Origin of the sequence: Streptomyces herbicida (genome assembly GCF_032656585.1) — a bacterium.
In the GTDB taxonomy this organism is placed as follows: domain Bacteria; phylum Actinomycetota; class Actinomycetes; order Streptomycetales; family Streptomycetaceae; genus Streptomyces; species Streptomyces herbicida.
This window is the reverse complement of record NZ_JAUYWJ010000031.1, coordinates 72184-97426: the sequence shown is the minus strand read 5'-3', so window position 1 is coordinate 97426 and position 25243 is coordinate 72184. Positions and strand designations below refer to the sequence as shown.

Below are 25243 nucleotides of genomic sequence, written 5' to 3'. Positions count from 1 at the left end.
GGCCCGCGACATCAACCACGTCGCGGCACACTGGAAGAAGGCGCTGAACCAGTTCTCACTCTTCTTCGAGGACCGGCTCAACACCAACTGAAGCCCAAGGACTTACACAAAGACACTGACACGTCCCAGCTGATGCCGAGGGACGATGGCCAGGCGAGTGTCAGACAGCGGACTCGTCGCCATCGGCGCAGTTGCCGATTGCCAGGGCGTTCACCCAGTGCTGTGCCGCCGCGAGGTCGGGTGCAGTCCCTGCGGGAACGAAGCGGAAGCCGTCCCATTCCTCCAGCACCCTTGGCTCATCGGGGCAAAGGTGCCCGCCACCGGTGTGCAGGGGACGGTGCCGGCGGTACTGATCGAGCGGCGGACGACGGCGCCTGTGGTAGGCCGCGAGCGGGTCACTGGAGTCGACGCGTGGGACCGCGCGGGAAGGCCGGTTCGGCGGACCGGGTCGGGAATGCTTACCCATGAGGTCGATGGTCTCAGGCGGCGATCGTGCTCGGGCGGGCCGCCGCGAGGTCCCTCGCGCGCGTGCGAACCTCGTCCACCGCGGCGCTGCGGTACGGCCGTGTGGAACCCAGCAGGGTGTTGAGCCGGGAGGCGACGAGGGTGGAGTCGATCCGCGCGGCCTCGTCGAGGGCGTGCTGGGCGGCTGCGGCGGCCTGCTCTGGCTCGCCCTCGTCGAACAGCGCGGCGGACAGCCCGATCCGGTCCATGACCTTCACCCGGTCGAAGCCGGGCCTGCGCCGGGCGAGCGCGTCGGTGAAGTGGCTGCTGGCGCGGTGGGGGCGGCCGAGGCTTCTCAGGTCACGGGCGGAGACTGCGCGGGCGCCTGCGTGTTCTGCGGCGTCGAAGTACGTTACCCACTCCGGCATGTGGCCGAGATCGTCATGCAGCAGCTCGTCGGCTGCGTCGAGGTGCTGTGCGGCCTTGTGCTCGTCGCCGAGGGCTGCGTGGACCCGGCCGGTTTGGGAAGCGACCAGCGCCTTCGTGGCGGGCAGTGTTGCCTTCGCTGCGGCGACGCCGAGCAGTCCGAGGGCGTCGCTGGGGTGGCCGAGGTAGATCATCTGGTGGGACATGCGGGTGACGATCTCCACGCCGCGGTCCGGCTGCCCGGCCTCGGAGGCGGCATAGATGCCGTACGACCAATAGCGCTGGGCGGTGGCGTAGCGGCCGCTGTCGTGACTGACCCACCCCGCCAGCGCCGCGAGGTCGGCGGTGGCCGCGAAGACCCGAGTCTTAAGGGAGGGCGGCACGCCGTCCTGGATGCGGCGGGCGACGTCGGCGAGCTGGGCAACGATGGCGGATCGGTACAGGCCGCCGCCTTTGGCCGCGTCTGCGGTCGTGAAGAAGGCGGTGACCTCTTCAAGCGCGGTGGCGGTGTCGGCGTCGAATCCCTTGGTGTCGCGGTTGAGCCGGCGGGCGGTGGCGCCCAGCATCCGCTCGGCGGCGAGGATCAGCGGGGCGCCGAGGGCGAGTTTCAGGGTGTCGCGGCGGTCGAGGAAGAGGTCCATCTGCGTCCATCCGGCCAGGGTCTGAGCGGCTGCCTCGGTCAGCAGGGGAAGCTGGATGCCATCCATTGTGGGCCCTTGAGCCGTCAGCCCGAGATCACCCGGGGTGAGCGGCTGACCGGTCGCCTCGCAGAGCACCTCGGCGAGCAGGGCCGGGACGGGCGGGCGAGGACGCTCGCCGTCGATCCAGCGGCGGATGCGGGTGGCGTCCGGGGCAATCTGCCGGTGACCGTGGCGCAGCGCTGCCGCGGCAATCCGGCGGGCGATCTCGCCATGTGACAGGCCGGTGGCCGCGATCCACAGCGCGAGGTGCGGGTTGCTGGTTTTGCCGGTCATCGCTGTCTCGCCCTCCCTGACATGCTGTCACGGAGCGTGGCATCTTCGCCACGGTTCGCGGCACCTACGGTACTGGCCGATGCAGGTGCAGAAGGTCGATTCTGCTCATGCGGGTGGCCGCACGGCTACCTGCCTCCGGCAAAAGGGGAAGGACAAACCCATGGCAACGCTTGCACCCTCTGCTCCCTGGGCGATGCGACTGGTCACCGACCGGCTGCCGGTCGGTGAGCCGTCGTATGCCGCGGTCGCGCTCGATGCGGTGACGCAGACCGCCCGCTACACCGACAGCGCCGGCCGCTTAGTTGAAATGGGCAAGCACGGCACCAGCAAGACCAGTGGCACCGCGTCCATGTCCGGCGGTGGCGACGGGCAGAACCCGCAGCCGCAGACCCAGGACGACAACACCACCGACTACGAGTCGGACTGAACCGATGGCCTCCACCGTCCTGGTCGTCACCGCGCTGGAAGACGTCACCGCAGACCGGGTCATCACCGCACTGAACGAGCGTGAGGTGCCCGTCGCCCGGGTCGACCCGGCCGACATCGGCCCCGGCCTGGCCTTCGACGCCCGCATCGGCACGGGCGGGCCGTCCTGGGCCGGGCGGCTGGTCACCGGCAGCCGGGAGGTGGAGCTGGGGGAGGTGGCGGCGGTGTACTACCGCCGCCCCAGCCCCTACGCCGCCCGCTACCGGCATCTGCCCGCCCAGCAGGGCGACTTCTGTGCCGCCGAGGCCCGCCACGGGCTCGGCGGCATCCTGAACCACCTGCACGGTGCGACGTACGTCAACCACCCCGGCGCTGTCACTGCCGCGGACTTCAAGCCCGCGCAGCTCCAGCTCGCCGCCCAGCTCGGCCTGCCCATCCCGCCGACACTGGTCACCAACGACGTCGAGCACGCACGGAAGTTCGCCGCCGAGCACGGCCCGGTCATCTACAAGACCTTCCGCGGCCTGCCCCGCACCCAGGACGGGCACACGGGAGCGATCTGGACCCAGCGCGTCGATCCCGACACCTTCGACGACACGCTCGCCGTGACCGCCCACCTGTTCCAGGCGGAGATTCCCAAGACCGGCGACGTGCGGGTCACGGTGGTCGGCCGCCGCGTGTTCGCCCAGCAGATCGCCGCCCCGGACGGCGCGCTGGACTGGCGCCGCGGTGACTGGAACGCCCTCATCCACGCCCCCATCAACGTCCCGGCGCCCGTCGAGGCGGCCCTGCACGGGTACCTGGGCGCCTTCGGCCTGGTGTTCGGCTGCTTCGACTTCGCCCTCACCGGCGACGGCGATCGCGCCGAGGAATGGGTGTTCATCGAGTGCAACCCCAACGGCCAGTGGGGCTGGCTGCCCGACGCCGACGACATCACGACGGCCTTCGCTGACACCCTGAGCACCTGCACGAAAGGAGACGGGACGCGATGACGATGCCCGCCGACCTGGACGCCGACTCCGCCCGGCTGCGCGAGGCGATGACCATGGCCCTCGCCGACGACGGTGCCCTGGCCGATCCCGCCTGGCGCGCAGCCGTCGCCACGGTGCCCCGGCACCGGTTCGTGCCCGGCTTCTATCTCGCCGCCGACCAGCGCGACGGGCAGGGGCTGACCGTGTGGGAGCCGGTCACCGCCGAACTCGACTACGGCCGGTGGCTGGCCGCCGCGTACTCCGACACCACACTCATCACCCAGTTCGACAACGACGAACCCGACTGGAAAGCACCATCCGCCCGGCACGGCGGAGCCCCGACCTCCTCATCCACACTGCCGTCCCTGGTCGTGCAGATGTGGACCGCCGCCGACGTACACGAGGGCCACACCGTGCTGGAGATCGGAACCGGCACCGGCTACTCGACCGCCCTGGCCTGCGAACGACTCGGCTCGGCCAACCTGACGTCGATCGAGGTCGACCCCCACCGGCTTGAGCAGGCGGCGAGCGCACTCTACGCGTGCGGGTACACCCCGACACTGGCAGTGGCCGACGGGCTGTACGGCTACTGGCCCGAAGCCAAGTTCGACCGGATCGTGGCCGCCTGCTCCTTCCGCGCCGTCCCCCCGGCCCTGCTCGCGCAAGCACGGCCCGGCGGGAAGATCCTGCTCACCCTCTCGGGCTGGCTCTACGGGTACGCCCGCGTCCTGCTCACCGTCGCCGACGACGGCACCGCACAGGGCCAACTGCTCCCAGGCACCATCTCGTTCATGTCCGCACGCACCCACACAGCGCCGGCATTCGGCAACCCCGCCCACTGGACCGCAGACCTGCCCCAGACCGGCCGACCCGCCCGACACAGCCCCGAACGGATCACCGCCGCCACCGAGGAGGCCTTCCACCTCCGCTTCCTCGCCCAGTGCGCGGCACCCAACGCACAAATGATCACTGTCGGCAAGACACTGCACCTGGCCGACGTGACAACCGGCTCCGCCGCCACCCTCACCCCGGCCGACGGCCAGTGGCAAGTCCGCGAGAGCGGCCCGGTGCCGCTGTGGCAGCGGATTGAACACGTCCTCAGCGCCTACGACGCAGCCGGGACCCCAGGAGCAGAGACCTTTACCCTGCACGTCCACGAAGGAGGCCAGCACCTCCGGCACGCACACATGCCCAGCCTGCCGCTGCCAAGGCCCTGATCACACCAGCAGAACCCGCACAGAATCCGGAGGCTGGGCGAGAGCGTTACAGCTGCCTCGCCCAGCCCTGCCGTGTCGGCTCTGACCCGTCCCTAGCACCCGCACCGGAGATTCGAAACTGCTCAGCACGATCACAGGTCCGTCCAGAGTGGGGTTCAGGTCGGTGGATGCTGGCTTTGCGGGGTGGGAAGCCTCATCGTTGATGGCGACGTGATCGCCGTCGAGGGTGAGGTCGTGGATGGCAGAGCCCGTCAGGGCACGGCGGTTGACTGATCAGGAAGGTCAGCCGCTGTTGGCCGTTGATGACCTGCGCGACCGAATCGAACTGCTGCTTGACCAGGACGATCGACCCCAGGAAGTACGGCTCGTCCGACCCACCGTCCATAGCCTCGCTGAGGTCGCCCAGCAACTGCTGCGCCTGGTCGGCCTCCCAGGCCGACGGACGCGGGTACTGCGGGATACGAAAGTCGTAATCGCTACAGAACACCTGGCCAAGGGCTGACGCGTACCTGCCGAACGAGGTCAACGACCGTTTCGCCGTACCCCTGGACGAGTTACGCCAGTGCCCGGCTGGGATGAACCTCGGCGCCGCGACGGCCGCCGTCAACGTCAAGACGCAGCTTCCCTCCAGCGTGACGCTGGCTGGCGGCGCCTGGCTCGCTGGCCAGCCGCTCGCGGCCGCGCCTGTCCGCAACGTCCGCGCGGATCCTGCGGGCGGCACCCGCACCACGGCGACGGCCGTGCCGGTGGGCGAGGCGGCGCTGGCCGAGGAAGTCTTCGCCGACCCGGAGTTGTCCGAAGAACGACGAACGGCTCGTCGTTCTCGCGAGCGCACTCCAGGTCCTCACCTTGCCGGACGGCCACCAGGTGATCAACCCAATCCGACGCTGCCACGCCCCGCACCTGGGCGCAAGCCTGGTCCTTGCCCTGCGGCTCAACCGGACCCACCCGGTGTACCGGCTTGCCGAGGACGTCCAGGCCCGAAGGCCTGCTGGCCGTCCTGGACGCCGACGAGCAGGACCCTGGGTGCTGCCCCCCGAGCAACTGGGCGTCCTCGCCCGGGCCATGGATGTCCGCACCGCACCCTGCTCTCCGCGTCCCGGCAGCACGGTGAAGAGCATGCCTGATCCTCACCCAAGAGCTTCCCGACGGTGCCGCACCCAGGCCGTCAGACCAGCCCTGGCAAGAAGCCCGAGGCCGCCTATCGGGCTCGGCAGTTCTGACGCCCTCACGACGGGGGTGGGGCGCACTGTACGGCGGGCGGGGTCGGTCACTCGGCGGGCTGAGGGCCCCTCTTGCGCGCCATGTGGGCGGCCGCCTCAGCCGTCACCAGCTCCACCTTGCGCCGGAACGTTCCCTTCACGACGAAGAACCCCGAGAACTTCCCGTACGGGCCGATCTCCCGGCACTCATACAGGCCGGCCCCCGGCAGCGGCCACCCATAGGGCTCGCTGCGGCTCCGGTCGAGGAAGGTGCGGGCGTACCCGTACTGCTCGTTCGTGCCGCGGATCCTGGCCACCCAGCCGCCTATGGCATCGCAGACGAGCCGCTGCGGCCTGATGGACACCCCGGGGAACACGACGGCGGGATCAGCAGTCGCGATGTCAACCGGCATGTCCAGCGCTGCTGTTGAGGCGGCCTTCTGCTCGGCCGTGGCGTGCAGTACGCAGACCCCCGGATGCGGACCGGTGCCGTACCAGACCATCAGCGGCTTACGGCAGCGGGGCCCTCTGGTCGTAGTCGTCGTGCACTGGCTCACGTTGCCCCCGCCGGTCAAGTTTGAGCCGGGCCTATCCGAGGCCCCGGCGGTCCCGGACACCCTCATGGCGGGACAGAGCCAACGTAGTCTGTCCGCCCTGCGCAGCGGAGGGTCTTGTTGCCGGACCGTGACGACGGGGACGACGCCATGTCCCGCAGTCCCGCTGCCCCGAGTGGCAGAGTGTCGTGCCGTGGATTCGACGATATGAGCCGCTCTGATCGGCGCCGCCGCTTCAATCGTGCTCTTCGTAGGAGGCGCGGCCGCCAGCACCTTCAAGGACAGGGCAGCCGACCGGACCGCAGCGTCCAACGCGGCACGTGCCGCGGTACAGGAACTGATGGCGGCCTCCCTCGACGTGAAAGCGGCCCTCGCCATCTGGGAAACGCGATGGCGGGACAAGCGGAACATCGCGAGCGCGCTGGCCCAGTCCGCGACTCAGATACTCGCCGGCTACGCCGAGAACCGCGTGTACCGCGGCGCGGCCGAAGGCCTGAGCTCCGCGATGGCCTGGCGGCGCGCGGCCGACGCAGCCGAGGAAGCCATCGTCACCGGGCCCCTGTCCCGCATGGCGGCTGCAGCAGCCCGGATCGCGATGCTGGACGATCCGGCACTGCGCGAGGCGTCCACGGCCGTCACGGACGCGCTGGGGAGGCTCGTCGAAGCCTACAGCGAGAGGGCCCGATCCGCGGCGCGCCAGCAGGCGGACAGCGCCGTTGACGAGGCCGTCGCCAGGCTCGGCGAAGCCGCACGCGCCCACGACGGCCGTCCGGCTCGCCGCATGCTCCCTCCCACGCCGCAGCTAGGGTCCTGCCATGCAAGCAGGAGACTGGGCAACGTGGGTGGGCTCCGCGGCGGCGACAGTGGCGGCTATGGCCTCGGTAGAGGTGTGATGGCAGAGCCGTACGGGAGTCAGCTGGCGCCTGGAGGAGGCCCGTGGCGGCGGCCGAGACCGGGCGGTGAATGCCAGAACTCGTACGGCCCCTGGCGTGGTGGTACGCGCAGGCTCCGCACCAACCACCAGTCGGCGGGACCGCGTAGACGGCCTTGAAGCTGACCTTGCCGGTCTTGCGGTCCATTCGGCGGCGCTTGAACTGGGATGGCCTGACGGGCGCCGGGGAAGCGCAGGTTGTCCACCGTGCATACCTTGATGCGGCGGATCTCGCCGCGGCCGTGGCCGGTGTCGCGTGTGCGGCCCTGCAGGCGCCGCACCGTCGCCTCCGCCGGCAGGCACCGCTTCGGGGGCAGCGGATCGGGCCGTATGCCACGGCGCTCCAGGACGGACGGCGGGGCGTCGGTGATCCACTCCCCCGCCGCCAGCAGCCGCACGGCTTCGCGGAACCGGCCATCACCGTTCCTGAACACTTCCGCAAAGGCCACCCCGAGCTCCTTGCCAGGTTCCGCAGTGATTACATGCCCAGGCAGGCTCTTCTTCTCCCCTCTTCCCGTTCCAAGGCGCGCCGCCCGACATCAGGCCGAATAATTTTGACGCCGCCGTGACGGAAGGAAGCGTCTTGGACGCCGTTGCCCGCGCCGAAGCGCGCGCTGAGACCAGCCGTGCTGTTCGCCAGTCGCCGCGCCACCAGAGGTCTGGGGCGGCGCGACGGTCTGTGTCCCGCCTCAGCTGCCGGCCTGGGATTCCTTGCCCCCGGTTCCCGGACCCGGTGACGGGCCCGGTGATGTCTCCTTCCGCCCCCGCTGCCCGACTGCGGCCACGGCGCGCGGCGCACATACACCGGGTCAACAGCCTGAAGGCGAGCCGCTGGCAGTCGTGCGCGGTTCTGGCCATACTCATGGTGCGGTTCTCCCTGCCTCGAGACCGGCCAGCACGGTGGTTTCGCTGCCACAACGGAGAGGATTTCCCGAGAGCGGCGGCGCAGGAACCGCTAACGGCCGATCAGCTTGTGCAAGCCGAGGGTGCTCGTCCCGAATGCTGTCACTCCGGCGAGTAATGCACTGGCAGCGTTGCCTGTGCTGAAGAAGGCGAGGACACCGACCACCGTGCCGATGAAAGCGGCCATCAGGAGTACCAGCGCTGCGCGTTGGCTCAGTAATGGTTCGGTGTCTGCGCTTGACGGGCTCGGCTCCGGTGGGGGCGGCGTTGGGGTAGTCATGCCGACTCCTTGTCCCGACTGGTGCGAACCGTGTACGCGTAGTGGGGCATGGCGATGAGCTGCCGGAGGATCCAATCCCACTGAGCAAGGCGCCCGGATTGGGCAAGGTCGGCCAAGTATCCACGCTGCTCCTCTGTCCACCCCCGCCGCTCATGTTCAGGCAGAAGCAGAGCCAAGAATTGGGCGGTGAACTGAAGGAGCGCGCCGCTGGAGGCCCTCTTGCCTTCAGTCCGCCTCCGCCACCACGAGGAGAATCCCCTGCCGATGCCGCGCTGCGTCGAGGAGTCCTCTCGCACCGGCTCGACATCTGACGCACGGGATGACTGTTCCGCCTCGTCCCTGGCTTCAGCGGCCAAGCTGTCGCTGTGAGAGCCGACGTCGGTATCAGCCGAGGAAGCAGGGGAGCCATACGCTGCATCAGCCACGCGCCGCAGCTGGTCACGGAGGCGGACTCGTTCGGTCACGTCCCGGCTGTTGAAGATGAGGCCGCCGCCGTGGCGGGTGATCGCCGATTCCACGTTGAGCCAGTTGCCGTCGCCGGAGCGGAAGCGGCATTCGATGCGGGTGGAGGGAGCATCGAGGGGGCTGGCGGCGAGGAAGCGGCGCACATCGTGGACCACTCGTCCCAGGTCCTCGGGGTGGATGAGGCCCGCCAGTTCCGTGCCCACCAGCTCATCCGCGGACCGACCGTACACGCTTGTGGCGGCCGGCGAGACGTAGCGAAGGATGCCACTGGGCGCGGCGATCATGATGACATCGCTGGAGCCCTGCACCAGAGAGCGGAAGTGGTTTTCCTTCGCTGCCAGCTCCTGGGTGAGGTTGATATTGTCGAGCAGCGTGATGCCCTGGCGGACCAAAAGGGTAAATACAACGGTCCCGCCCGCCAGGAGCCCCACGCGGTCGACACGGTTGTCGTTGAGAACGTTGCAGACGATCCCCATGGTGCAGACCGCAGCGGCAAGATAAGGGGTGAGCACGGCCAGGGGGCCGGTGATGGGCCGGGCGTCCATGTGCGGATTGTGATCTGCGTCCTGCGCAGAATGCTGGTGGTGTAAGCCGTGCCGCTGAGGCGTGTGCCCAGGCACCACGAGCGTCTGACCGTCCGTGTTGTATCCGCCGGCATCCGGCTGCCCCTGCCGGGGTGCGACCCAGGGGGCGTAGGCAAGGAGCAGGGAGGCAGCGAACCAGCCCGCCTCGAGCAGTTGGCCAGAGTGGTGGCTGTCGTGCAGCAGCGGTGAGGTGAACAGGGCGTCACACATCACCGTCAGAGCGAGCGAACCGATCGCCATATTCACCGCGGAGCGCTTCTCGGCAGAGCGCTGGAAGTGCAGCACGAACACCATGCTCACCATGGCAATGTCCAGCAGTGGGTAACACAGCGACAACGCCGTGTGCACCGCGCCCGGCCCCTCGGACTTCGCCACCTGCACCAGCGCCAGGCCCCAAGCCAGCGTCAGCATCGAACCGCCGATCAACCAGGTGTCCAGCGCCAGGCAGACCCAGCCCGTCTTGGTCACCGGCCGCTTGGCCAGCACCAGCAGCCCCACGGTGGCAAGCGGCGCGACGCACAGGAAGAACGCATCGGCGCAGCTTGGCGTGGGCACAGGCCGTTTCAAGACGACCTCATACCAACCCCAGGTCGCATTACCCAGCGCCGCCATTGCCGAGGAGAGGGAAAATAACAGCCAGGCGGGTCGAAACCGGTCTGGACGGGAGCGAGCGTAAAGGAAACAGGAAACCGCGGCGGCCGCAGAGGCGGCACTCAGGCCGAAGTCGCCCATGATGACAGCAGCTTGCTCCGAGCCCCAGTCCAGGGCGCAGCCCACGACATAACCGACGCCGATCACCAGGAGCATCAGCTGTGGTAGCACTCGTGCACCGAACGCTCCCCAATTGGGAGTGGCGATACCCCGCTTACTCAACGGTGCCTCCTGCCAGTCCAGGGTGCGCGATGCCTTGGCGGGTTTTGAGCGATGCAGAGGCCGTTGCTTCTGCAAGCGCTTGCGGGCCAACGACCGCCCCCTTGGAACTGATGCGGTAAAAACGGCGGCGGGGGCGTCCTTCAGCCTCGGCGAACTCGTCCTGCTCCCAGTACCGTTCAACCCAGCCGGCTTGGCGCAGCCGTTCGAGGATAGGGAAGAGGGTGCCGTTGGGCAGCCGGGTCCGCTTCGACAGCTCCAGCCCGTACAGCCCCTCGGCGAGCACCACGGAGCGACGTTCACTGTCGTCGCCTTGGCCAAGCAGAGCGCACAGCACTGTTTGGGTGTGCGGCGTCATCTTCACGTCCGACATGCCATCAATCTACCTAGGTAGAAGGTAAGTCGTCTACCTAGGTCGACGGATCGATGGCCGCCAGTCTGCAGAGGCCCGGCACCCGGGCGCGCAACCTGCGGCACGGCCAGCCAGTGAAGGGGACCTGAGCAGGCGCGGTTGGGCGCCGCGCTCGACGGAGCGGGTCGACGTCGGCCGGGCATCCCGCCCTGGGCCGGCGATCGGGCCCGACAAAAGCGACAAGGTGTACGTCAAATATCGCTTGGTTCCCTCTACGTAGGCAAACAGGGTGGTTCTGTCGAACGAAATCCAGACCTGACCAAACTGGAGATACGTTGCGTTTCAAGTCGCGTACAGCCTCTCGTACGTTAGCGGTGGCTGCCGTCACGCTCGTCCCACTGTCCTTGGTTTCGCCCGCTTCGCATGCCGCTCCCGTCAAGCCCACGGTTCTCAAGCCGAACGCCTGCGGCGGAAAGCCCTGAGGACACATCGGCAAGTGGTACGCCCCGCACGTACCCTTCGCCAACATCCCGTTGCGCTGCGGCACCGCCACCCCCTCAGCCATGCCACAGGGCCCGCTCGCCCACGAGGGCAAAGAACTTGATGAGGCAACGTACACGAAATCCATAGCCGTCAGCTCACGCGGCACCCCCGACCACCAGTCACAATCCCTCAACAAGCACATACCGCCTCCCGTGGTCAGGCCGACCACGAACCCGGCCAGGGGCCCAACCAGACATCCCCTCGATACTCCAGGTCGTACGCAATCGCGGCTGTGCAACGAATCCGGATCCTGTCTGGCCATGACGATCGGCCGGCAGTCATCACCAGCGATGCCACACGCGCACGCAGAGACGTGCAGGGCGGGATTCTTGTCCGAGGCCTCGATGGGATCACGCAGGGGCTCCGAGTCGGGGAGCATCTCGTCGTTCAGTCAGTCGGTTTGTCATCTCCCTGTACCCGATCCTGCTCAGGGCCCAGAGACTGCTGGATCGCCCGGCCCAGCGCCAGAGGGGGTCATCCGTAGCCGCAGGCAGGCGAAAGGGCAGCACAGGGATGCCGGAGGCATCGAATGGACCAATGTCGAGGTAGCGCAGACCACCGGTTCCGCACAGATACTGGGCACTGCCCGAAGCCACCGCGAGGTCGGCAAGACGCTCGGATCGGCCCCGACGGGTCGGAATGTCACTGCTGTCCAGCACTTCCCCTGACCAGCCAAGAGCGGTGAGCAGGGCGATCGTCGATGTTCTCGCGATGCCTGCTACGCGCTCTGTGGTGTCGAGCGCATCCAGGACCGAGTCCAGAACCTCACGCACGGCACCCCAGTGGCGGCTACGACGGTAGTACTGGCGTACGAGCAGCTCGACTGTCCGGCGCGAACGGCGGGGATCGACGAGCCGCGCCTGGCTGATCAGTGTCGCGCGGCCGTGGGGAAGGTGCGTCGGAAGCGTGAGCCACTGCTGCCGACCAGGATCGTCCAGCGAGGCGAGCCGCGTGCGGTGCTGGTAGTCGCGCCGGGCGAACTGCACGTCGTCGAGGACGATCCAGCGGTCGGCGGCATAGAGCTTGGCCAGCGTGGACAGCCGGGGGAACAGATTCGGTTGATGGATCGCGCACATCCCGCCCGGCGGGCCGACACAGGATGGATCAGGTGTCGATGAGGCGGCTGTCGAAGCCGGCGCCCAGGAGGCGCTCGTAGGCGTCATATACATCCCCCGGTACGTCCTGCTCGACGGCGAAGCCGTGCTTCGGGTACTCGATCACCCGTTGCAGGTCGCCGACGAGCATGTCGACGACGAGCTGCTCGTCGCCGATGGACTTGATGTAATCGTCCAGTTCCAGCGGCTCGGAGGCGCAAACGACCTCGACCTCGGGCCACAGCTTGCGGCAGGTCGCGTACGAGCGGCGCTCCATGTACGGCTTGGAGATCAGCAGCAGAGACTGGACCTCCACGCCGGCCTCGGTCAGCAGCTCGCGGGAGCAGGTGATGTTTTGGCCGGTGTTCGCGGCGTTGGGCTCGACCAGGATCGCCTCGTCTGGCACACCCAGGCTCAGTGCGTGCTCGCGGTAGTGGACGGCCTCGCCGCGCGGGAAGCGCGTGCGGGTGGTGGGGCTGTTGCCGCCGCTGAAGACCAGAACGGGAAAGAGCCCGGAGTGGTACAGATCGGCGGCCGCGGTAGCGACACCGAGGTCGTGGCTGCCGAGGCCGATCGCTGCCGAGCAGGGCCGCTGCTCGTGGCCCATCTGGTGGTAGTTCCAGATCAGTGTCGCGTCGTGGAACTGCTCGTCGGTGATCTGGCGCTGCTCGTACTGCGGCACTGGCACTCCCTGGCTCATCCCTGTTGGCTCTTTCGGATGCCCTCGATGCTGCGCAGCTGGTGGCTAAGCCCGTACTGCTGGGCCACCTGTGCCGCCTGCTCGAGGACGGAGAGCCCATCATTGCGGGTCGCCGCGTCCGACAGAAGGATGTGCCCGTAGGCGGTGTCCAACCGGACCCGCTGCATCGGGGAGTCGACCGTACCGGTGGTGCGCGCGATGTCGATGTAGTGCAGGGCCTGCTTAAGGTCGCCGGCACCACGGTGGGCCAGGGCCAGCTTCTGGTGGGCGACCGACCAGTCCTCCGGCTCACCCAGGTCCTCGAAGGTCCGGGTAGCGGCCGTCATGACCTGGGTGGCGTACTCGTTGTTGCCCTCCTTGCTCAGGGCCGTGCCCACCCAGAGGTGGGCCCTGGCACGATCACGGGGACTTAAGCGCTCATCCGCGGAGAGGAGTTCGTACTGATGCGCTGAAGCTTGCAGCTGTCCGGACATCTCTTGGACGACGGCCAGGGAGAGTTCGATCTGGGCCACTCGGCGCGGAATGTCAAGTTGGGTGAACATGGTGCAGGCGGTCGAGTAGGAGTGCCGGGCGGAGAGTGGGCCTAGGATCGCACCCTGGTCCCGTTGGAGGTCTCCGAGGAGCACGAGGGAACGGCCGTAGAGGTAGAGGCCCTTGTCGTCCAGGCGATGGGGGTCGTGGCTCCCCAGCCAGCGGTTCAGCAGCGCTGCGGCAAAAGGGAAGTTCTGACGGCTGATACAGACCAGGGTACGCTCGATGTCCTCGGTCCAGGTCTCGTAGTCGGCCAGCCTTGTGCCCTTCCGCTCGGGGAACAGCAGCGCCTCGAACCGGGCCTGGGCTGCCGAGTCCGCACGGGCGAGCGCAGTGTCGAGGATGGCCTGCGTATCCGGCCGGGGCTGGGTATCGGTGCCGAGGCTTTCCCACTTGGCGACCGTCCGCAGAGCGACACCGAGGTGCTCGGCAAAGGCGCGCGTACTCATGCGCAGTGCGGCGCGCAAGGCGCGCGCTTCCCTGCCCGTCCATTGCTGCACGCTGACCACGGGGTGCCCTCCCTCTGCCACGTATGGAAGCACTCTCGGTGACAGTGCGGGGCGGGAAGTGCAACGGAAGTGCAACATCAGGTCATTTCGAGGCCGTTCACGGCGGTCGACGCTGTGGGCATGGACGACGAACTCATCACAGAACGCCGCCCCGTCGCATTTCCTCAGGTATTCGGCTACCTGCGCCATGTCACCAGTGGACCGGCCCGCCACGCTGCTCTCATCGGCTGCCTTGCCGAGTACTGCGGACGGCATGAGCTGAGCCTGCGCGGAGTGTTCACGGACCGCGAGGTAGCGGTGGCCGTCCGCTCCCCCGCCTTCATAGGCCTCTTGGACGCGCTGGGACTGCCCGACACCTATGGCGTCGTCGTACCTGCTCTCAGCCACATGGGACCGAAGCACATTGCCGGCCCTCGAAGGCGGCAGATAGCGGCGACAGGCATCCGCCTGATCGTAGTCCGCTCCACCAGACCAACGGCAGGGCCCACGCCCCCTCTTGGCGAATTCCCCAACCTCCACCACCAAGGAACTCCAGATGTCCGTTCGAACTGCGCGGCGAAGCGGACCCATAGCCACGGACATACCGGACCCTCGCTCAACGCGCACAATCAACCACAAACGTGAACCAGGAGCCCTCGTGAACCCCTCAACGCAGCGCAAGGCTCTACCCTCCGCAGCTACGGACACGTCAGCCGAGCTTGAAAGCGGCGAGCATCCGGTCAGCGCGACCGTGCTTCTCCTCCCCTTACAAGTCGACCTTGAGAGCAAGGAACACTCGGCAATTGACGCCTTGCACGTCCTGCCCTCACAGCCGGACGAAGAGCCTCGATACAAGTGGCAGACCAGGCTCACGGCGAACGGGGCCGCTGGCCCCAACGCCCGGCTGCGGGTGCGCACTCGGCTCACCGTGGCCCGCTGGCCCGGGAACATAGACGCGGCGGCCCGGGTCGCCGACAAGCTCGTGGACAACGCCATCCGGCACGCCAAGCCGTTCGGGCCCGGCGAGGGCTGGATCACGCTCAGGCTGACCGTGCTGCTCGGTACGGACGAGCTGCTCATCGAGGTGGACGATGCCACTGCCGAGTTCGCCGACTTCAACGAAGCGATGAGCGCCACCCCCTCGGGCCCTCCGCCCGGGCTCTGGTGGGTCCGCCACTACCAGGGAACCCTGTCGTGGGACCCGAAGACGGACGCCACCACAGGTGACGTCGTCGGCAAGACCGTGGCGGCGCTCCTCCCCACCACCTGGGGCCCGGCATGAGTTTCCTCACTGGGCAGATGCCGCGCCGGCCGGTCGACGCCGACCGGGTAATCCCGCCCGCCGGGCCCGCGGGCTTCGTCACGACCACCGGCCGCATAGACGCCGCCCACGTCGCCCCCGACATGGGCGACCTGGCCACGCGTGTGCGCAGCCTGATGGCGCTCCAGCAGCAGCGGGTTCTCCAGCTGCCGCTGGGCGGACACTTCTTCGACATCATCGTCACGGCGAGCGGCCCGCAGGCGTATGCCGCCATCAAGGTGATGGACGGGATCCAGCACAGCGGTGACGAGCGGGCGGACGCGTGCGGGCCGGTGATCGAGGACCCTCAGCGGTCGTGGCTCATCTGGCTCGTGCCTCCGGGCACCAGCGAGCAGTGGGCGCCGCACCGGTATGCGACGTGCCCGGGCCGGCCCCATCGCCTCGGACTGCCCGCCATCACGTCAGCCGGGCCGCCCGGACCGTACTGGCTGCGCCCGTGCCGCGGCGACCGGCTCGTACCGCCCACAGCACTGCGGCCACTGCTCGACCAGTTCCAACCGAGCCCCGCGCCCCACGAAACGCTCCTCGGATCAGTGCTGAGCAGCATCGCCTGAACTCCGCGTACGGCGTCCGTTCCCCCAACCTCCCCGAGCTGACGCCGTACGCGGTCACCACCCCTTCTGCCGAGGGGAAGCCTCCTGGGCAGCAGGTCACCTACCAAGGGAATGATGTGACACCCCTCAGGCCCCAGGCCCGCGCCGCTCGCCTCGAAGTCCTGCGCCGCGGGTACATGGCTCAGATCATCGCCGCGGCTGCCCGCCACGGCCGTCCCGTGCGCGTCGCGCCGTACGCTCTGACGCAGCCCGGCACCGAGCGGCACGCAGACCTCGAACGGATCGAGAGGTACGCGGCAGGGAGGGGCTGGCAGGTCACACGCAACACCTTCGCCGACATGGGGCAACCGCCGCCCCTCGAACAACGGGTCGGGTTCGACGCGGCCTGCCGGTATGCGGCGCAGGGATACGCCCACGGCGTCCTCGCCATCGCCCGGCCGGCCCTCACCACCGACAACGACTCTTACGCGCAGGTTCTGGAGCACCTCCAGGTGCGTGGCGTGTTCCTGGCCTGCCTTCCCACCGAGCACGACGCCCCCGCATAGCTCCCGCTCTCCGCCCGACGCATACCGGGCTCAGGCGAAGAGCGGGCCCAACGCCCGGTGCTGGGCCGCCGTCCCCCGAGCAGCCCGGCACCGGGTCCCAACAGCTTCCTTTCAATGGAGAAGGGACGACGACGTGCACCAACTCGTGGCAACACCGTTCGGGGAGCGGCGCCTGATCCTGCGGCAGGGCAGTCCGAAGGCCTTGCAGCTCCCCAAGGCCCGGTTCGAGGAACTGCGTACGTCAGTTCCCGACACCGTGCCGCAGTGGCTGACCGATGCCGTCCGGGCCCATTGGCGCCTGGACCTGACCGGTCAGCGTGTCGGCGATGTGCTCCTGATGCGGAACGCGGGACCGTACTCGTTCAGCCGCGCGACGTGGGAGCTCAACCTGGGCTGTGACCTCGACTGCGTCATGTGCTATCTCGGCAAGAAGAAGTTCGAGGGCATCGACATGGAGGGCAAGCGGAAACTGCTCGCCGTCATGCGCGAGGCGGGCGTGATCTGGCTCCAGATGACCGGCGGTGAACCGCTGATCGACCCCGACTTCCCCGAGGCGTACCGGCTCGCGTACGAGCTGGGCATGCAGCTGGAGATCCTTTCGAACGGTTCCCGGCTGCACAAGGACCACGTTCTGAACCTGCTGCGCACCTACCCGCCGACCAGGCTGACGCTGAGCATGTACGGCGCGACGGCCGCAACGTACGACGCGGTGACCCGCAGACGCGGAGGATTCGACCGCTTCTCACGCGGTCTGGAGAAGGCCCACGCTGCCGGCCTGAACATCGACCTGAGCCTGATCATCGTCCAGGCCAACGCGCACGAGGCCGACGCCATGCGCGACTGGGCGCGGCGCCTCAAAGTACCGTTCCGCGAGTACGCGAACATCTCGCCGACAATCCACGGCGGAGCCGGGCCGCTGCCGCAGCAATCGCCCGAGTACCTCACCCATCGACAGCCGTTCACGGGCTGCCCCGCCGGCGTGACGTTCTTCCACGCCGACCCGTTCGGCCGGGCGTCGATCTGCAAAGTCGGCCGCGAACCGAACATCGACCTGATCGCCGAAGGCGTGGAAGGTCTATCCCGGCTCGGCGAGATCGCCGAGTCCCTCATGCTTCGCACCGGAGGATGCAGCGGCTGCAAGCTGTCCGACACGTGTCGGGTGTGCAGGCCGATGGCGAAGGTCTTCCAGGAGGCGAAGGCACCACTGGTCAACTACTGCCAACACCGAGAGAGGTAGACATGACTGCTGTGATGGTCGAGATCACCCGGAAGCCGGAGGACGTCGTCCTGGTCGCCGACGTCGAAGCGCTCACCGCTGGCACCGTGCCCGGCTGCAACGACGACAACCCCTACCGGTAGAACCCCTGCTGGGGCCGCGCGTAGCCCGCGGCCCCAGCACCACCCCACAGGAGACACCCCTTGCCCACCCCTCGTCTGACCGAGCTCCCGGACATCGTGATGCGGCTGATCGAGAAGGTCAGCGGCCCCGTTGTCGACGTCGGGACCATCAATGCCGGTCTGAACAGCGCCATCGCCGCCCACGTGCGTACCGCCGACCGCTCCCTGTTCGTCAAAGGCCTGCCGCTCGATCACCCGCGCGTCTGGACCCAGAAGCGTGAGGCCCAGATCAGCCCCTACGTACGCGGCATCGCGCCGGAGCTGCTGTGGCACATCGAAGAGGATGGCTGGAGCATCCTCGGCTTCGAGCACGTGGACGGCGGCCACGCCGACTACACCCCCGACTCCCCCGACCTGCCCGCGGTCATGACCACCATGCTCCGGCTGGCCGAAGTACCCACCCCGAGTGTCGAGCTGAAGAGCATGCCGCACCGTCTCAGGACGTACGTGGACGACCCCACAGACCTGTCCTGGTTCGCGGGCAACAGCCTGCTCCACACCGAATGGAACCCGCACAACGTCCTGATGACGGGCCGCGGAGTCCTGTTCGTGGACTGGGGATGGGCCTCCACCGGCGCCGCCTGGATCGATCCCGCGCTGTGGCTGCTGTGGCTCATCGCTCACGGCCACACCCCCGACCAGGCGGAGAGCGTTGCCGCCGCTCACCCCGCATGGGAACTGGCCCCGGCCACAGGCCTGAACGTGTTCGCCCAGGCCCAGGATCGGATCTGGACGTCGATCGCCGGGAGCGGAGACGAGTGGGCACGCCCCATGCAGCGTGCCGCCCACGCCTGGCACGAGCACCGGCTTCCCACGTCCTGACCGTCACTCGTGCGCGTCTGAAGCCCCCGCCACGGCGGGGGTTTCTACGTTCCCCCACCACACACCAAGTCGAGGTGAAAAAGACGATCGCACTGATCCGCCCAAATGACGTCGAAGCGTTGACACTGGGGGCCACTCACACAACCGAAGCCGATCGCGCGTGACAGCAACAGCACTGCAAGACCAACTGGACTCTGGCCTTTTCGCGGATCTCTTCGATGAGCCGTCGTGGAAACGCACCGCGTCCGCGAGCGCCCGTCACTACGGACCGGCACGACACGAGACCGCGAAGGGCCCGCAGGTGTGGATTGCCTGCCTGAGCGGTTCGGAGCACCTCAGCGGATATGAGGTTCCACACGGCGGTCACGGCGGCGGCAACCCCGCCGCCCTGCGGCGCCTTCAGCCGTGCTCCCTGAGCTGGAGCGGGCAGGTCTGTCATCGTCCAGGAATGCCCGTGGGCCGGGCAGCCTCGCCTCCAATCGGCACCCTGGGCACAGCGCGTCTCTGCGCAACCTGGAGCACTCAACACATGAAGCCGACAACGGATCTGATGCGGGTGACGATCCCCACCGTGATGCCTCGATCGCATGTTCGGGGCGCGGGCGCGACCGCAGGTTCGGTAACGGCTGGACGGGGCACGGACTCCCGCGCCGGGCCCCGTCCGACTGGCGCGGGAGTCCATTTCTGCGACGGCCGCGCCTACGGAACCGTGCAGCTGCGCAACGGCAGCGCCCGCCTGCTCGTCGAGCAGCGCGCTGGCGTGTGCCCGGCCCCCGCGCGGGCCCTCGCCCTGCTCTGAGACACCCAAACCGCCTTGCCCATGCCCAGCCGTTCGCCGTCCGGGCACGGGCCACTTGGAGAGGACGCCCCGCGCGCTTGAGCGCATCGACTTCTTCGAGGCCGTCGTCACCACCGACGCCGACCACGCCCCGCTGCTCCAAGGCCCCGTCCACGCGCGCGTGGCCCGGGCCAGCAACGGCGTTGACGGTGACCTGATCCTCGCTGCCCTCTCCCCACGCGGCGCCGACTATCTCAACGACCAGTACACCGCCCACCCCGAGCCCTATGCCCGTGCGTAAGGAAGCCCGGGGCCGTCGCTCGTGCCGCAGTCGCCCGCCACCAGCCGCGTCAGAGTTGCGGCGGCATCGCGGTGGATCGGTCATGGCGATTGTGGAGTCTCACCTCGTAGCTACTGCAGGTTCCTTGGAGACCGCTCGGCGGGGTGCGGCACGGTGCACATGGACCACCACGGTGCTGTAAAAGCGGTGCACCGCATCGTCGACGCTGCGGATGAATCCGGACTCGGCGTTGCCGCGCCCGCTCCCCATGCCCTTGAGCAACGACAGGCGGAAGCCGGTGATTCGGGTGCTGCTGTCCTTCGGGAGCATGTCTGCCGGCTCCGGCCGGAGCCGCTCCAGCGTGCCTCGCGGGCCGCCGGTCTCCCCTTCGACCAGCGTTTCGATATGGAGATCCGCCGGTGCCTCGGCCAAGCGCCGCACGAGCCGTTTCGCCCAGGACAGGGGGTAGCCCTGCTCAGGTACAGGAATCTCCATGGAGGTGCGCAGTCTGCCGGTGCGCAGGTCCGCGCTGATCGCCAGGACGCCGGGAGTTCCCTCGATGCGCAGCTCCGCCTGCAGTCTTCCTTCGAGGCAGAGCTGATCGGCGAGGCGGCTCCGGCGTGCTCCCGGATCCGCTCCCCGCCTGGTGCGCTGCACGGGCAGCACTTTCTGTCCCAGTTCGCCGCCGAGGCCGAGACTTACCTGGCGGATGAGCCGTTCCCAGCTCTCGACGACTTCCAGTGCGCGCGGGTCTCCCTGGCAGAGGGTTTCGTCGTCGATTCCGTTGCGTACGGGCACCCAGGCCGGCCCCATGTTCTGGAAGCCGTGGCAGCCGGAGTTCTCGTGCTGCAGGTAGTGCAGGAGTTCCTGCAGGAGCCAGGCGTGCGCCGGATTCCCGACGCCCTCGTGGCGGATCAGCATTTGTGCCTGGTGCGCAACTTCCGCCCATGAGAGGTGCCAGAGGGCTACCTTGTGTTTGCGCCGCCCGTCGATCTTGACGTCGATGAGCGGGCTGCCTTCCAGTGCGACGTCATTTGACAGGGTGACCACGGCCTCGTAGCCGCGGCGGGCGGCGATATCCATGTATGCCTGCACCTGATCGGCCTTGAGGGCGTTGCCGTTGGTCTTCGTCTCAACGAGGGCCGTCCACAGCTTGCCGGCCCGCTCGACGCGGATCACCCCGTCAGGGCGCCGCGGCGTGTCGCCGTGCGGCAGCGTGACCTCGGTGAAGGTTTCCATACGGCCAGCCGGCGCGCCGAAGGCAGCGATGAGTCGCCTGCCGAATTCTGGCACCTGGGCCATCACCGACAGGAGCACCGAAGTCGCGCGCATTTCCCGATCCCGGTCGCTCTTGAGCGCCGACACGGGAAAGAGCCGGGCCTCCTTCCAGGACTCGTTCTCCGCCAGGGTCTTCCTGGTCGCCTTGGGCAGGGTGATCTTCTTCTTGGCCGTACGGGGCCGTGCGCTCGGCTTCTTCGGCCCGTCGTCGGGCCGGCGAGGAGTGGGGACGGCGGTCAGGGTCTCCTGCGGATACGGCTCGCCGGCTGCAGCCGGGAGGGTCACATCTGCCGGACCGTCGCTCGCAGCGTTGTCCTGTGCTTCTACTGCTGCTGCGTCGTCCTCGATGTCGACCCCGAAGTCCGTGGCGAGACCGGCGAGACCAGTGGCATAACCCTGGCCGACGGCACGAAACTTCCATCCTCCTTCGCGCCGGTACAGCTCGCCGAAGATGATCGCGCTCACAGCGTCGGCGTCATCGACGGCGAAGTGCACAAGCTCCTCACCGGCACCGTCCGCCAACGACAGCCGCACTTCTTCGAGTTCTCCGAAGCGCGCCCCGTCATACCGGCTGGCCGCCACGACGATCCGGTCGACATCGGGTGCAACTGCAGTCAGGTCGAAGCTGATCCGGTCCTCGTTTCCGTCGGCCGTCGGCGTCTTGCCCAGCAGTTGCACACTTCCGTCGGCGGCGACCGGGTTGTTGTAGAAGTAGAAGTCGGAGTCGCTGCGGACCTTGCCGCTGGCGTCCAGCAACAGGACGGACACGTCCGCGTCCCCCTCGCCGGTCGGGCTCCCCCAGCCTAAACTGACGATCACTGAACCGACGTTCTCGCTCAGGGCCGCGAGCGTCACATTCGAACCCTTGATCATTTCCTGCACAATGCCCCCACCTATCGCGGCCGGGCACAGAGGCATCCCCCGCCCCGGCTGCCTGACACGCGACGCACTGTGACGCGCCGCACACAGATACCGTAGTGCTTACGGCGCCCAGCCGTGGGGGCCACGCAAAAGCACAACACTCGGCCGCAGTTGGCCCGCAGCACCGCACGGCTACTCGGTCTGGCCTTCGAGGCTGAGGGCGTCGCACCTTTGTGTCTGCACGAGGTGCACCAGGTCGACGGTGACGCGCTCCCAGTCTCCGACCGCGGGCCAGTCGGCGCCTCCGTTCAGTTCGTGGGTGAGGGTGGCCAGGGGGATCTCGCCCTGCTGCCGTCCTCGGGTGAGGAAGTCGTGAATCCGGGTGCCGTCGGGCTGGAGCACCCGCGGGTGCAGCAGGGTGTCGGCGGCCACCAGCGTGGTGTTGATCTCCTGGGTTCCAGGGCCTGGGTAGTAGGGCTCGTGAGCGAACAGCAGGTAGACGTCAGAGGTGGGGGCAGCGGTGTGGGGCTCGGGCATGACGAGTGATCCCTCTAGTGGTGGCGTGCCGGACGTGTGCTGAGGTGCTGGCCTTGCGGTCCGCCGGGTGCCAGGCGGCCGCCCCGGCTTGCGGGCCTAGTCCGCGTCAGCCGCTCTGGCCTGGGCGGATGCGTGCTTGAGGATCTGGACGACCTGGTCGGCGAGCTGGAGCATGAGCCGTTGGGCCATGAGTTCACCTGAGGTCGAGCGGGTGTCGTGGGTCTGGAGCAGGCCGGCGGCGTCCCAGAGCAGTTGCTGGCCGATCTCGGCCGACCGGCGCGGCTCGCAGCGGGCGCTGCCGGCGGCGGCCTGGACGAGGCAGGTATGCAGGGCGGCAAGGCGCTGGAGGTAGCGGCAGGCGCTGGCGTCTTCGACGCTGCGGACGTGTTCGCGGGCCTTGGTGTCCCACGTGCCCGGCAGGTGTTCGGCGAGCAGCGGCGCAAGCAGGATCGCTGGCAGCGCGACGTCGGCGGGGATGCCATCGGCCATGGCGAACAGGCCTGCAGCCAGGCTGAAGAACGCGACCACGACGGTGAACAGGCGCAGCGAGCCGGGGATGCCGGGGGCCAGGCCGATGCGCCGGGCGGGGCGCCTGGTCAGCCGGCGCAGAACCAGGCGCTGCCACCGTGTGGCCGAGGGGTGAGAACTCCGATCTGGTGGGGGAGGTCGGGCCTCGAGCCGTCGCCTGGGACGGTCCAGGCGAGCCAGCCCCACCGGGTGCGCTCGTAGACGAGCACAGGTTCGCACGCGGCTGTGCACATACGGTCGCGGACATGGCCGGTTCGCAGGGCGCGTGCATGTTCCGCCTCCCACCGGCCCGGGTCGGCGGCGAAGGGGCGGCGGTGCTGCGAAGCCGGGTGACGTGACGCTGGGGTGTTGCCGGTATCAGTCACGGGAGGCTTCCTTCCGTTGGTCGGTCAGGCAGAGGCGCACGTCGTGCAGCGGCCATCGCCGTCGGGGTGGGCACGCTTGCGGGTCGGACCGGGGCAGGTTCGGCACAGCGGCCATCCGAGGCAGGCCGGGCAGAGGTCTTCGCCGGGGGCGGTTCCGGGCAGGCCGCAGCCGGCGCATTCGACGAGCGCCCGGTAGGTCAGAGCGGCGGTCACGGTGCGTGCGGCAGACGCCGTGGACGAACGCTCGGCCGACGGCCACCCCTGTGGCTCGTCTTCCAGGACGTCGCCGCGATGGTGACGGCTGTCCAGCGTGGCGGGGGGCAGGTAGGCCTGGGCAGCCCGCAGGCGGGCGGCGATGATCGCACCGACCGTGGTGCGCACCGGCTGCGGCAGGGGCCGGTCGGTGATGACGTGACGCAGCTGCTCGCTGCTCCAGCCGGCCTCCAGCATCACGGTGACCACGCGGCCCTGATCGGTCAGCACCTTCCCGGTCAGCAGGAGTTCCGGGCGGCTTGCTCCGATCTCGAGCAGCAGCCGGATCCCTGGATGCATCTCGTCCGCCGGGAGCACAGCCGGCGGGGACGCTGGTGCGTCCGGCTGGTCCGTCCCTTCAGGTGTGCGCGCGACGTCGCTGCGGTCGCACGGAGGGACGGGGCTGGTGTTCTGCTTGTTGGTCTTCTTTCTGTTGGTGTTCTTAGTGGGGCGATTAACCGACGTCGGGTTATCCACCGGTGGAAAACCCGACATCGGTTGCGACCTTGTGTTTTGCAGGCTGGGCAGGTCGGTGATGAAGTACACGGCCGCGCCGAGGGTGCCGTCGGGGCTGCGCTCGCGTTCCCGGAGCAGGAAGCCGTGCTTCTCCAGCTCCCTCAGGCCGCTCTTGACGGCCGCCTCGCCGTCGCCGCTGCGGCGCGCCAGGTCCGTCACACTCATCCGCCAGCCGTCCCGGTGCGTGCTGATGAGCCCGAAGATTCCCTTCGCCTTGAAGGAGAGCCTTGAGTCGCGAAACAGGCCGTTTGCGATCTGGGTGAACTGGTCCGCCGCCATCACCCCACGGCGGATCCCCGCCCCGAAGCCGGGCGGCGCCTCGCCAGCTGTCGCGGAGGCGAACGCCGAGCCAGCCGCCAGGTCAGGGTCGGCGTCGGCGGGGGCGGGGCGGTCCGTGATCGAGTACACGATCTCGCCGAGCGTCCCGTCGTCGTGCCTGAGCTGTTCGCGGATGAGGTAGCCGTGCCGCTGCAGTTCGCCCAGGCCGCCGCGCACGGCGTCGCGTCCGTCGGGTCCGGCGCGCACGAGGTCGGCGACCGTCACGTGCCAGCCAGCACGGTGGGTGCTGATGAAGCCGAAGATTCCCTTCGCCTTGAAGGAGATCCTGGGGTCACGGAACAGGCCGTTGGCGATCTGGGTGAACTGGTCCGCCGCCATCACCCCACGGCGGATCCCCGCCCCGAAGCGGCTCATCATGCGTCCTCGCGCGCCCTGTGCGTGCGGCCGCCGATGCCCTGGAGCGGGCCTGCGGGGGCGAGATTGCCGGGCCCGTTGAGTGACGTGCCGTGCGTGAGATCCATACCGTCAGCTGACCGCGCGCCCCCGACCAGGCTGACGACCATAGACCCCGACCACGGGTCACGATCCGGCAACATGCGCACACGGCTGGCGTGGTCGGGCTCATGGTCGGGCCGACCACGGGTCTTCTCCGTGCTCGGGAAAGTTGCGCAGTCGCAGTTGCGCAGTCGCGGTTGCGCTCATTGCGCAGACGGCTGCGCAACGACTCCCGGTCCTGCGCACTCGGCATGTGCAGCCGACTGCGCACAGAGGGGAGATGCCGTCGATGTTGGTCTGCGCACTCGGCAGCGTCGTGCGCAACCGGGCATCCACGGCCTCCGCCCTGGAGGCGGCGCGCCCCCGATCCGTCGGCGACCTCTGCCTCCGTATCCCTGGGCTCGTTAGGCCAGTTCCCCGTCCCCACCACCCTCCTGGCGGTGATCGGTTCAGGCGTGCCCGGTCGCCGCCCTTGGGCC

The 25243-nt window shown here is 68.6% G+C and carries 25 protein-coding genes; 11 read left to right on the top strand and 14 right to left on the bottom strand.

All coding sequences use genetic code 11. From position 1 onward, the window contains the following. Positions 1-160: 160 nt before the first annotated feature. Positions 161-466: a DUF6087 family protein gene (locus Q8A52_RS42865; protein WP_316762569.1), complete on the bottom strand. Its 306-nt coding sequence runs from the start codon at positions 464-466 to the stop codon at positions 161-163. A gap of 13 nt (positions 467-479) precedes the next feature. Next, the gene (locus Q8A52_RS42860) at positions 480-1844 is read right to left on the bottom strand and encodes a Tat pathway signal protein (protein WP_316762567.1); all 1365 of its coding nucleotides are present in this window, start codon (positions 1842-1844) and stop codon (positions 480-482) included. A gap of 193 nt (positions 1845-2037) precedes the next feature. Between Q8A52_RS42860 and Q8A52_RS42855 the strand changes: the two genes are divergently transcribed. From Q8A52_RS42855 to tgmC, 3 genes are read left to right on the top strand one after another with little or no spacing between them, the layout of a single operon-like run. Then, on the top strand, positions 2038-2271 hold the full coding sequence (locus tag Q8A52_RS42855) for a putative ATP-grasp-modified RiPP (protein WP_316762587.1): 234 nt from the start codon (positions 2038-2040) through the stop codon (positions 2269-2271). 4 nt (positions 2272-2275) lie between these two features. Beyond that, the gene (tgmB, locus tag Q8A52_RS42850) at positions 2276-3262 is read left to right on the top strand and encodes an ATP-grasp ribosomal peptide maturase (RefSeq protein WP_316762564.1); all 987 of its coding nucleotides are present in this window, start codon (positions 2276-2278) and stop codon (positions 3260-3262) included. Next, positions 3259-4458, top strand: a complete 1200-nt coding sequence (gene tgmC / locus Q8A52_RS42845) for an ATP-grasp peptide maturase system methyltransferase (RefSeq protein WP_316762562.1) — start codon at positions 3259-3261, stop codon at positions 4456-4458. Before tgmB ends, tgmC begins: the two co-directional genes overlap by 4 nt. 193 nt (positions 4459-4651) lie before the next feature. Here tgmC and Q8A52_RS42840 read toward each other — a convergent pair whose 3' ends face one another. Both Q8A52_RS42840 and Q8A52_RS42835 read right to left on the bottom strand, forming a co-directional pair. Further along, the gene (locus tag Q8A52_RS42840; RefSeq protein ID WP_316762586.1) at positions 4652-4945 is read right to left on the bottom strand and encodes a DUF262 domain-containing protein; all 294 of its coding nucleotides are present in this window, start codon (positions 4943-4945) and stop codon (positions 4652-4654) included. A 783-nt stretch (positions 4946-5728) separates the two neighbouring features. Further along, positions 5729-6217, bottom strand: coding sequence for a hypothetical protein (locus tag Q8A52_RS42835; protein ID WP_316762559.1), 489 nt, complete (start codon positions 6215-6217; stop codon positions 5729-5731). A 238-nt stretch (positions 6218-6455) separates the two neighbouring features. On the opposite strand from Q8A52_RS42835, the gene Q8A52_RS42830 reads away from it, so the two are divergent. Further along, the gene (locus Q8A52_RS42830; RefSeq protein WP_316762557.1) at positions 6456-7265 is read left to right on the top strand and encodes a hypothetical protein; all 810 of its coding nucleotides are present in this window, start codon (positions 6456-6458) and stop codon (positions 7263-7265) included. Between the two features lie 835 nt (positions 7266-8100). On the opposite strand, the gene Q8A52_RS42825 is transcribed toward Q8A52_RS42830, so the two are convergent. The 6 genes from Q8A52_RS42825 to Q8A52_RS42800 all read right to left on the bottom strand — a co-directional run bounded on the left by Q8A52_RS42825 (position 8101) and on the right by Q8A52_RS42800 (position 13976). Continuing rightward, the gene (locus Q8A52_RS42825) at positions 8101-8328 is read right to left on the bottom strand and encodes a hypothetical protein (RefSeq protein WP_316762554.1); all 228 of its coding nucleotides are present in this window, start codon (positions 8326-8328) and stop codon (positions 8101-8103) included. Then, entirely contained in the window at positions 8325-10184 is a 1860-nt protein-coding gene (locus Q8A52_RS42820) for a PAS domain-containing protein (protein ID WP_408649355.1), read from the bottom strand. Before Q8A52_RS42820 ends, Q8A52_RS42825 begins: the two co-directional genes overlap by 4 nt. A 58-nt stretch (positions 10185-10242) precedes the next feature. Next, positions 10243-10620, bottom strand: coding sequence for a PadR family transcriptional regulator (locus Q8A52_RS42815; protein ID WP_316762552.1), 378 nt, complete (start codon positions 10618-10620; stop codon positions 10243-10245). Between the two features lie 872 nt (positions 10621-11492). Then, positions 11493-12218: a WbqC family protein gene (locus Q8A52_RS42810; protein ID WP_316762549.1), complete on the bottom strand. Its 726-nt coding sequence runs from the start codon at positions 12216-12218 to the stop codon at positions 11493-11495. A 28-nt stretch (positions 12219-12246) separates the two neighbouring features. Then, positions 12247-12936 (bottom strand): YdcF family protein, encoded by a 690-nt coding sequence (locus Q8A52_RS42805; RefSeq protein WP_316762547.1) that lies wholly within the window; start codon positions 12934-12936, stop codon positions 12247-12249. Next, positions 12933-13976, bottom strand: coding sequence for a helix-turn-helix domain-containing protein (locus Q8A52_RS42800; RefSeq protein WP_316762545.1), 1044 nt, complete (start codon positions 13974-13976; stop codon positions 12933-12935). Before Q8A52_RS42800 ends, Q8A52_RS42805 begins: the two co-directional genes overlap by 4 nt. Before the next feature lie 120 nt (positions 13977-14096). Between Q8A52_RS42800 and Q8A52_RS42795 the strand changes: the two genes are divergently transcribed. The 7 genes from Q8A52_RS42795 (at position 14097) to Q8A52_RS42765 (ending at position 19674) form a co-directional block, all read left to right on the top strand. Continuing rightward, positions 14097-14600, top strand: coding sequence for a hypothetical protein (locus Q8A52_RS42795; protein ID WP_316762542.1), 504 nt, complete (start codon positions 14097-14099; stop codon positions 14598-14600). 166 nt (positions 14601-14766) lie between these two features. Further along, positions 14767-15237, top strand: a complete 471-nt coding sequence (locus Q8A52_RS42790; protein ID WP_316762538.1) for an ATP-binding protein — start codon at positions 14767-14769, stop codon at positions 15235-15237. Next, positions 15234-15830: a hypothetical protein gene (locus Q8A52_RS42785; RefSeq protein WP_316762535.1), complete on the top strand. Its 597-nt coding sequence runs from the start codon at positions 15234-15236 to the stop codon at positions 15828-15830. Before Q8A52_RS42790 ends, Q8A52_RS42785 begins: the two co-directional genes overlap by 4 nt. A 116-nt stretch (positions 15831-15946) precedes the next feature. After that, positions 15947-16375, top strand: a complete 429-nt coding sequence (locus Q8A52_RS42780; protein WP_316762533.1) for a hypothetical protein — start codon at positions 15947-15949, stop codon at positions 16373-16375. A gap of 133 nt (positions 16376-16508) precedes the next feature. Then, a complete protein-coding gene (locus Q8A52_RS42775; protein WP_316762529.1) occupies positions 16509-17612 on the top strand; it encodes a radical SAM protein in 1104 nt (367 codons plus the stop codon). A 182-nt stretch (positions 17613-17794) separates the two neighbouring features. Beyond that, positions 17795-18595: an aminoglycoside phosphotransferase gene (locus Q8A52_RS42770; RefSeq protein ID WP_316762528.1), complete on the top strand. Its 801-nt coding sequence runs from the start codon at positions 17795-17797 to the stop codon at positions 18593-18595. Between the two features lie 854 nt (positions 18596-19449). Next, positions 19450-19674: a hypothetical protein gene (locus tag Q8A52_RS42765; protein ID WP_316762526.1), complete on the top strand. Its 225-nt coding sequence runs from the start codon at positions 19450-19452 to the stop codon at positions 19672-19674. Positions 19675-19773: 99 nt separating this feature from the next. On the opposite strand, the gene Q8A52_RS42760 is transcribed toward Q8A52_RS42765, so the two are convergent. The 4 genes from Q8A52_RS42760 to Q8A52_RS42745 all read right to left on the bottom strand — a co-directional run bounded on the left by Q8A52_RS42760 (position 19774) and on the right by Q8A52_RS42745 (position 24683). Then, the gene (locus Q8A52_RS42760; RefSeq protein WP_316762584.1) at positions 19774-21804 is read right to left on the bottom strand and encodes a TerD family protein; all 2031 of its coding nucleotides are present in this window, start codon (positions 21802-21804) and stop codon (positions 19774-19776) included. A gap of 180 nt (positions 21805-21984) precedes the next feature. Next, positions 21985-22329 (bottom strand): hypothetical protein, encoded by a 345-nt coding sequence (locus Q8A52_RS42755; protein WP_316762523.1) that lies wholly within the window; start codon positions 22327-22329, stop codon positions 21985-21987. 96 nt (positions 22330-22425) lie between these two features. Beyond that, positions 22426-23043 (bottom strand): hypothetical protein, encoded by a 618-nt coding sequence (locus tag Q8A52_RS42750; RefSeq protein ID WP_316762520.1) that lies wholly within the window; start codon positions 23041-23043, stop codon positions 22426-22428. Positions 23044-23246: 203 nt separating this feature from the next. Further along, a complete protein-coding gene (locus Q8A52_RS42745; protein ID WP_316762583.1) occupies positions 23247-24683 on the bottom strand; it encodes a helix-turn-helix domain-containing protein in 1437 nt (478 codons plus the stop codon). Positions 24684-25243: the final 560 nt, after the last annotated feature.

What these genes read in the sequence shown, in the direction of transcription:
- Q8A52_RS42785 (WP_316762535.1), top strand. Translation starts at nt 15,234, where the DNA reads ATGAGTTTCCTCACTGGGCAGATGCCGCGCCGGCCGGTCGACGCCGAC.
- tgmC (WP_316762562.1), top strand. Translation starts at nt 3,259, where the DNA reads ATGACGATGCCCGCCGACCTGGACGCCGACTCCGCCCGGCTGCGCGAG.
- Q8A52_RS42810 (WP_316762549.1), bottom strand. Translation starts at nt 12,218, where the DNA reads ATGTGCGCGATCCATCAACCGAATCTGTTCCCCCGGCTGTCCACGCTG.
- Q8A52_RS42855 (WP_316762587.1), top strand. Translation starts at nt 2,038, where the DNA reads ATGCGACTGGTCACCGACCGGCTGCCGGTCGGTGAGCCGTCGTATGCC.
- Q8A52_RS42865 (WP_316762569.1), bottom strand. Translation starts at nt 466, where the DNA reads ATGGGTAAGCATTCCCGACCCGGTCCGCCGAACCGGCCTTCCCGCGCG.
- Q8A52_RS42820 (WP_408649355.1), bottom strand. Translation starts at nt 10,184, where the DNA reads ATGCTCCTGGTGATCGGCGTCGGTTATGTCGTGGGCTGCGCCCTGGAC.
- Q8A52_RS42825 (WP_316762554.1), bottom strand. Translation starts at nt 8,328, where the DNA reads ATGACTACCCCAACGCCGCCCCCACCGGAGCCGAGCCCGTCAAGCGCA.
- Q8A52_RS42805 (WP_316762547.1), bottom strand. Translation starts at nt 12,936, where the DNA reads ATGAGCCAGGGAGTGCCAGTGCCGCAGTACGAGCAGCGCCAGATCACC.
- Q8A52_RS42860 (WP_316762567.1), bottom strand. Translation starts at nt 1,844, where the DNA reads ATGACCGGCAAAACCAGCAACCCGCACCTCGCGCTGTGGATCGCGGCC.
- Q8A52_RS42745 (WP_316762583.1), bottom strand. Translation starts at nt 24,683, where the DNA reads ATGAGCCGCTTCGGGGCGGGGATCCGCCGTGGGGTGATGGCGGCGGAC.
- Q8A52_RS42795 (WP_316762542.1), top strand. Translation starts at nt 14,097, where the DNA reads ATGGACGACGAACTCATCACAGAACGCCGCCCCGTCGCATTTCCTCAG.
- Q8A52_RS42755 (WP_316762523.1), bottom strand. Translation starts at nt 22,329, where the DNA reads ATGCCCGAGCCCCACACCGCTGCCCCCACCTCTGACGTCTACCTGCTG.
- Q8A52_RS42815 (WP_316762552.1), bottom strand. Translation starts at nt 10,620, where the DNA reads ATGTCGGACGTGAAGATGACGCCGCACACCCAAACAGTGCTGTGCGCT.
- tgmB (WP_316762564.1), top strand. Translation starts at nt 2,276, where the DNA reads ATGGCCTCCACCGTCCTGGTCGTCACCGCGCTGGAAGACGTCACCGCA.
- Q8A52_RS42760 (WP_316762584.1), bottom strand. Translation starts at nt 21,804, where the DNA reads ATGATCAAGGGTTCGAATGTGACGCTCGCGGCCCTGAGCGAGAACGTC.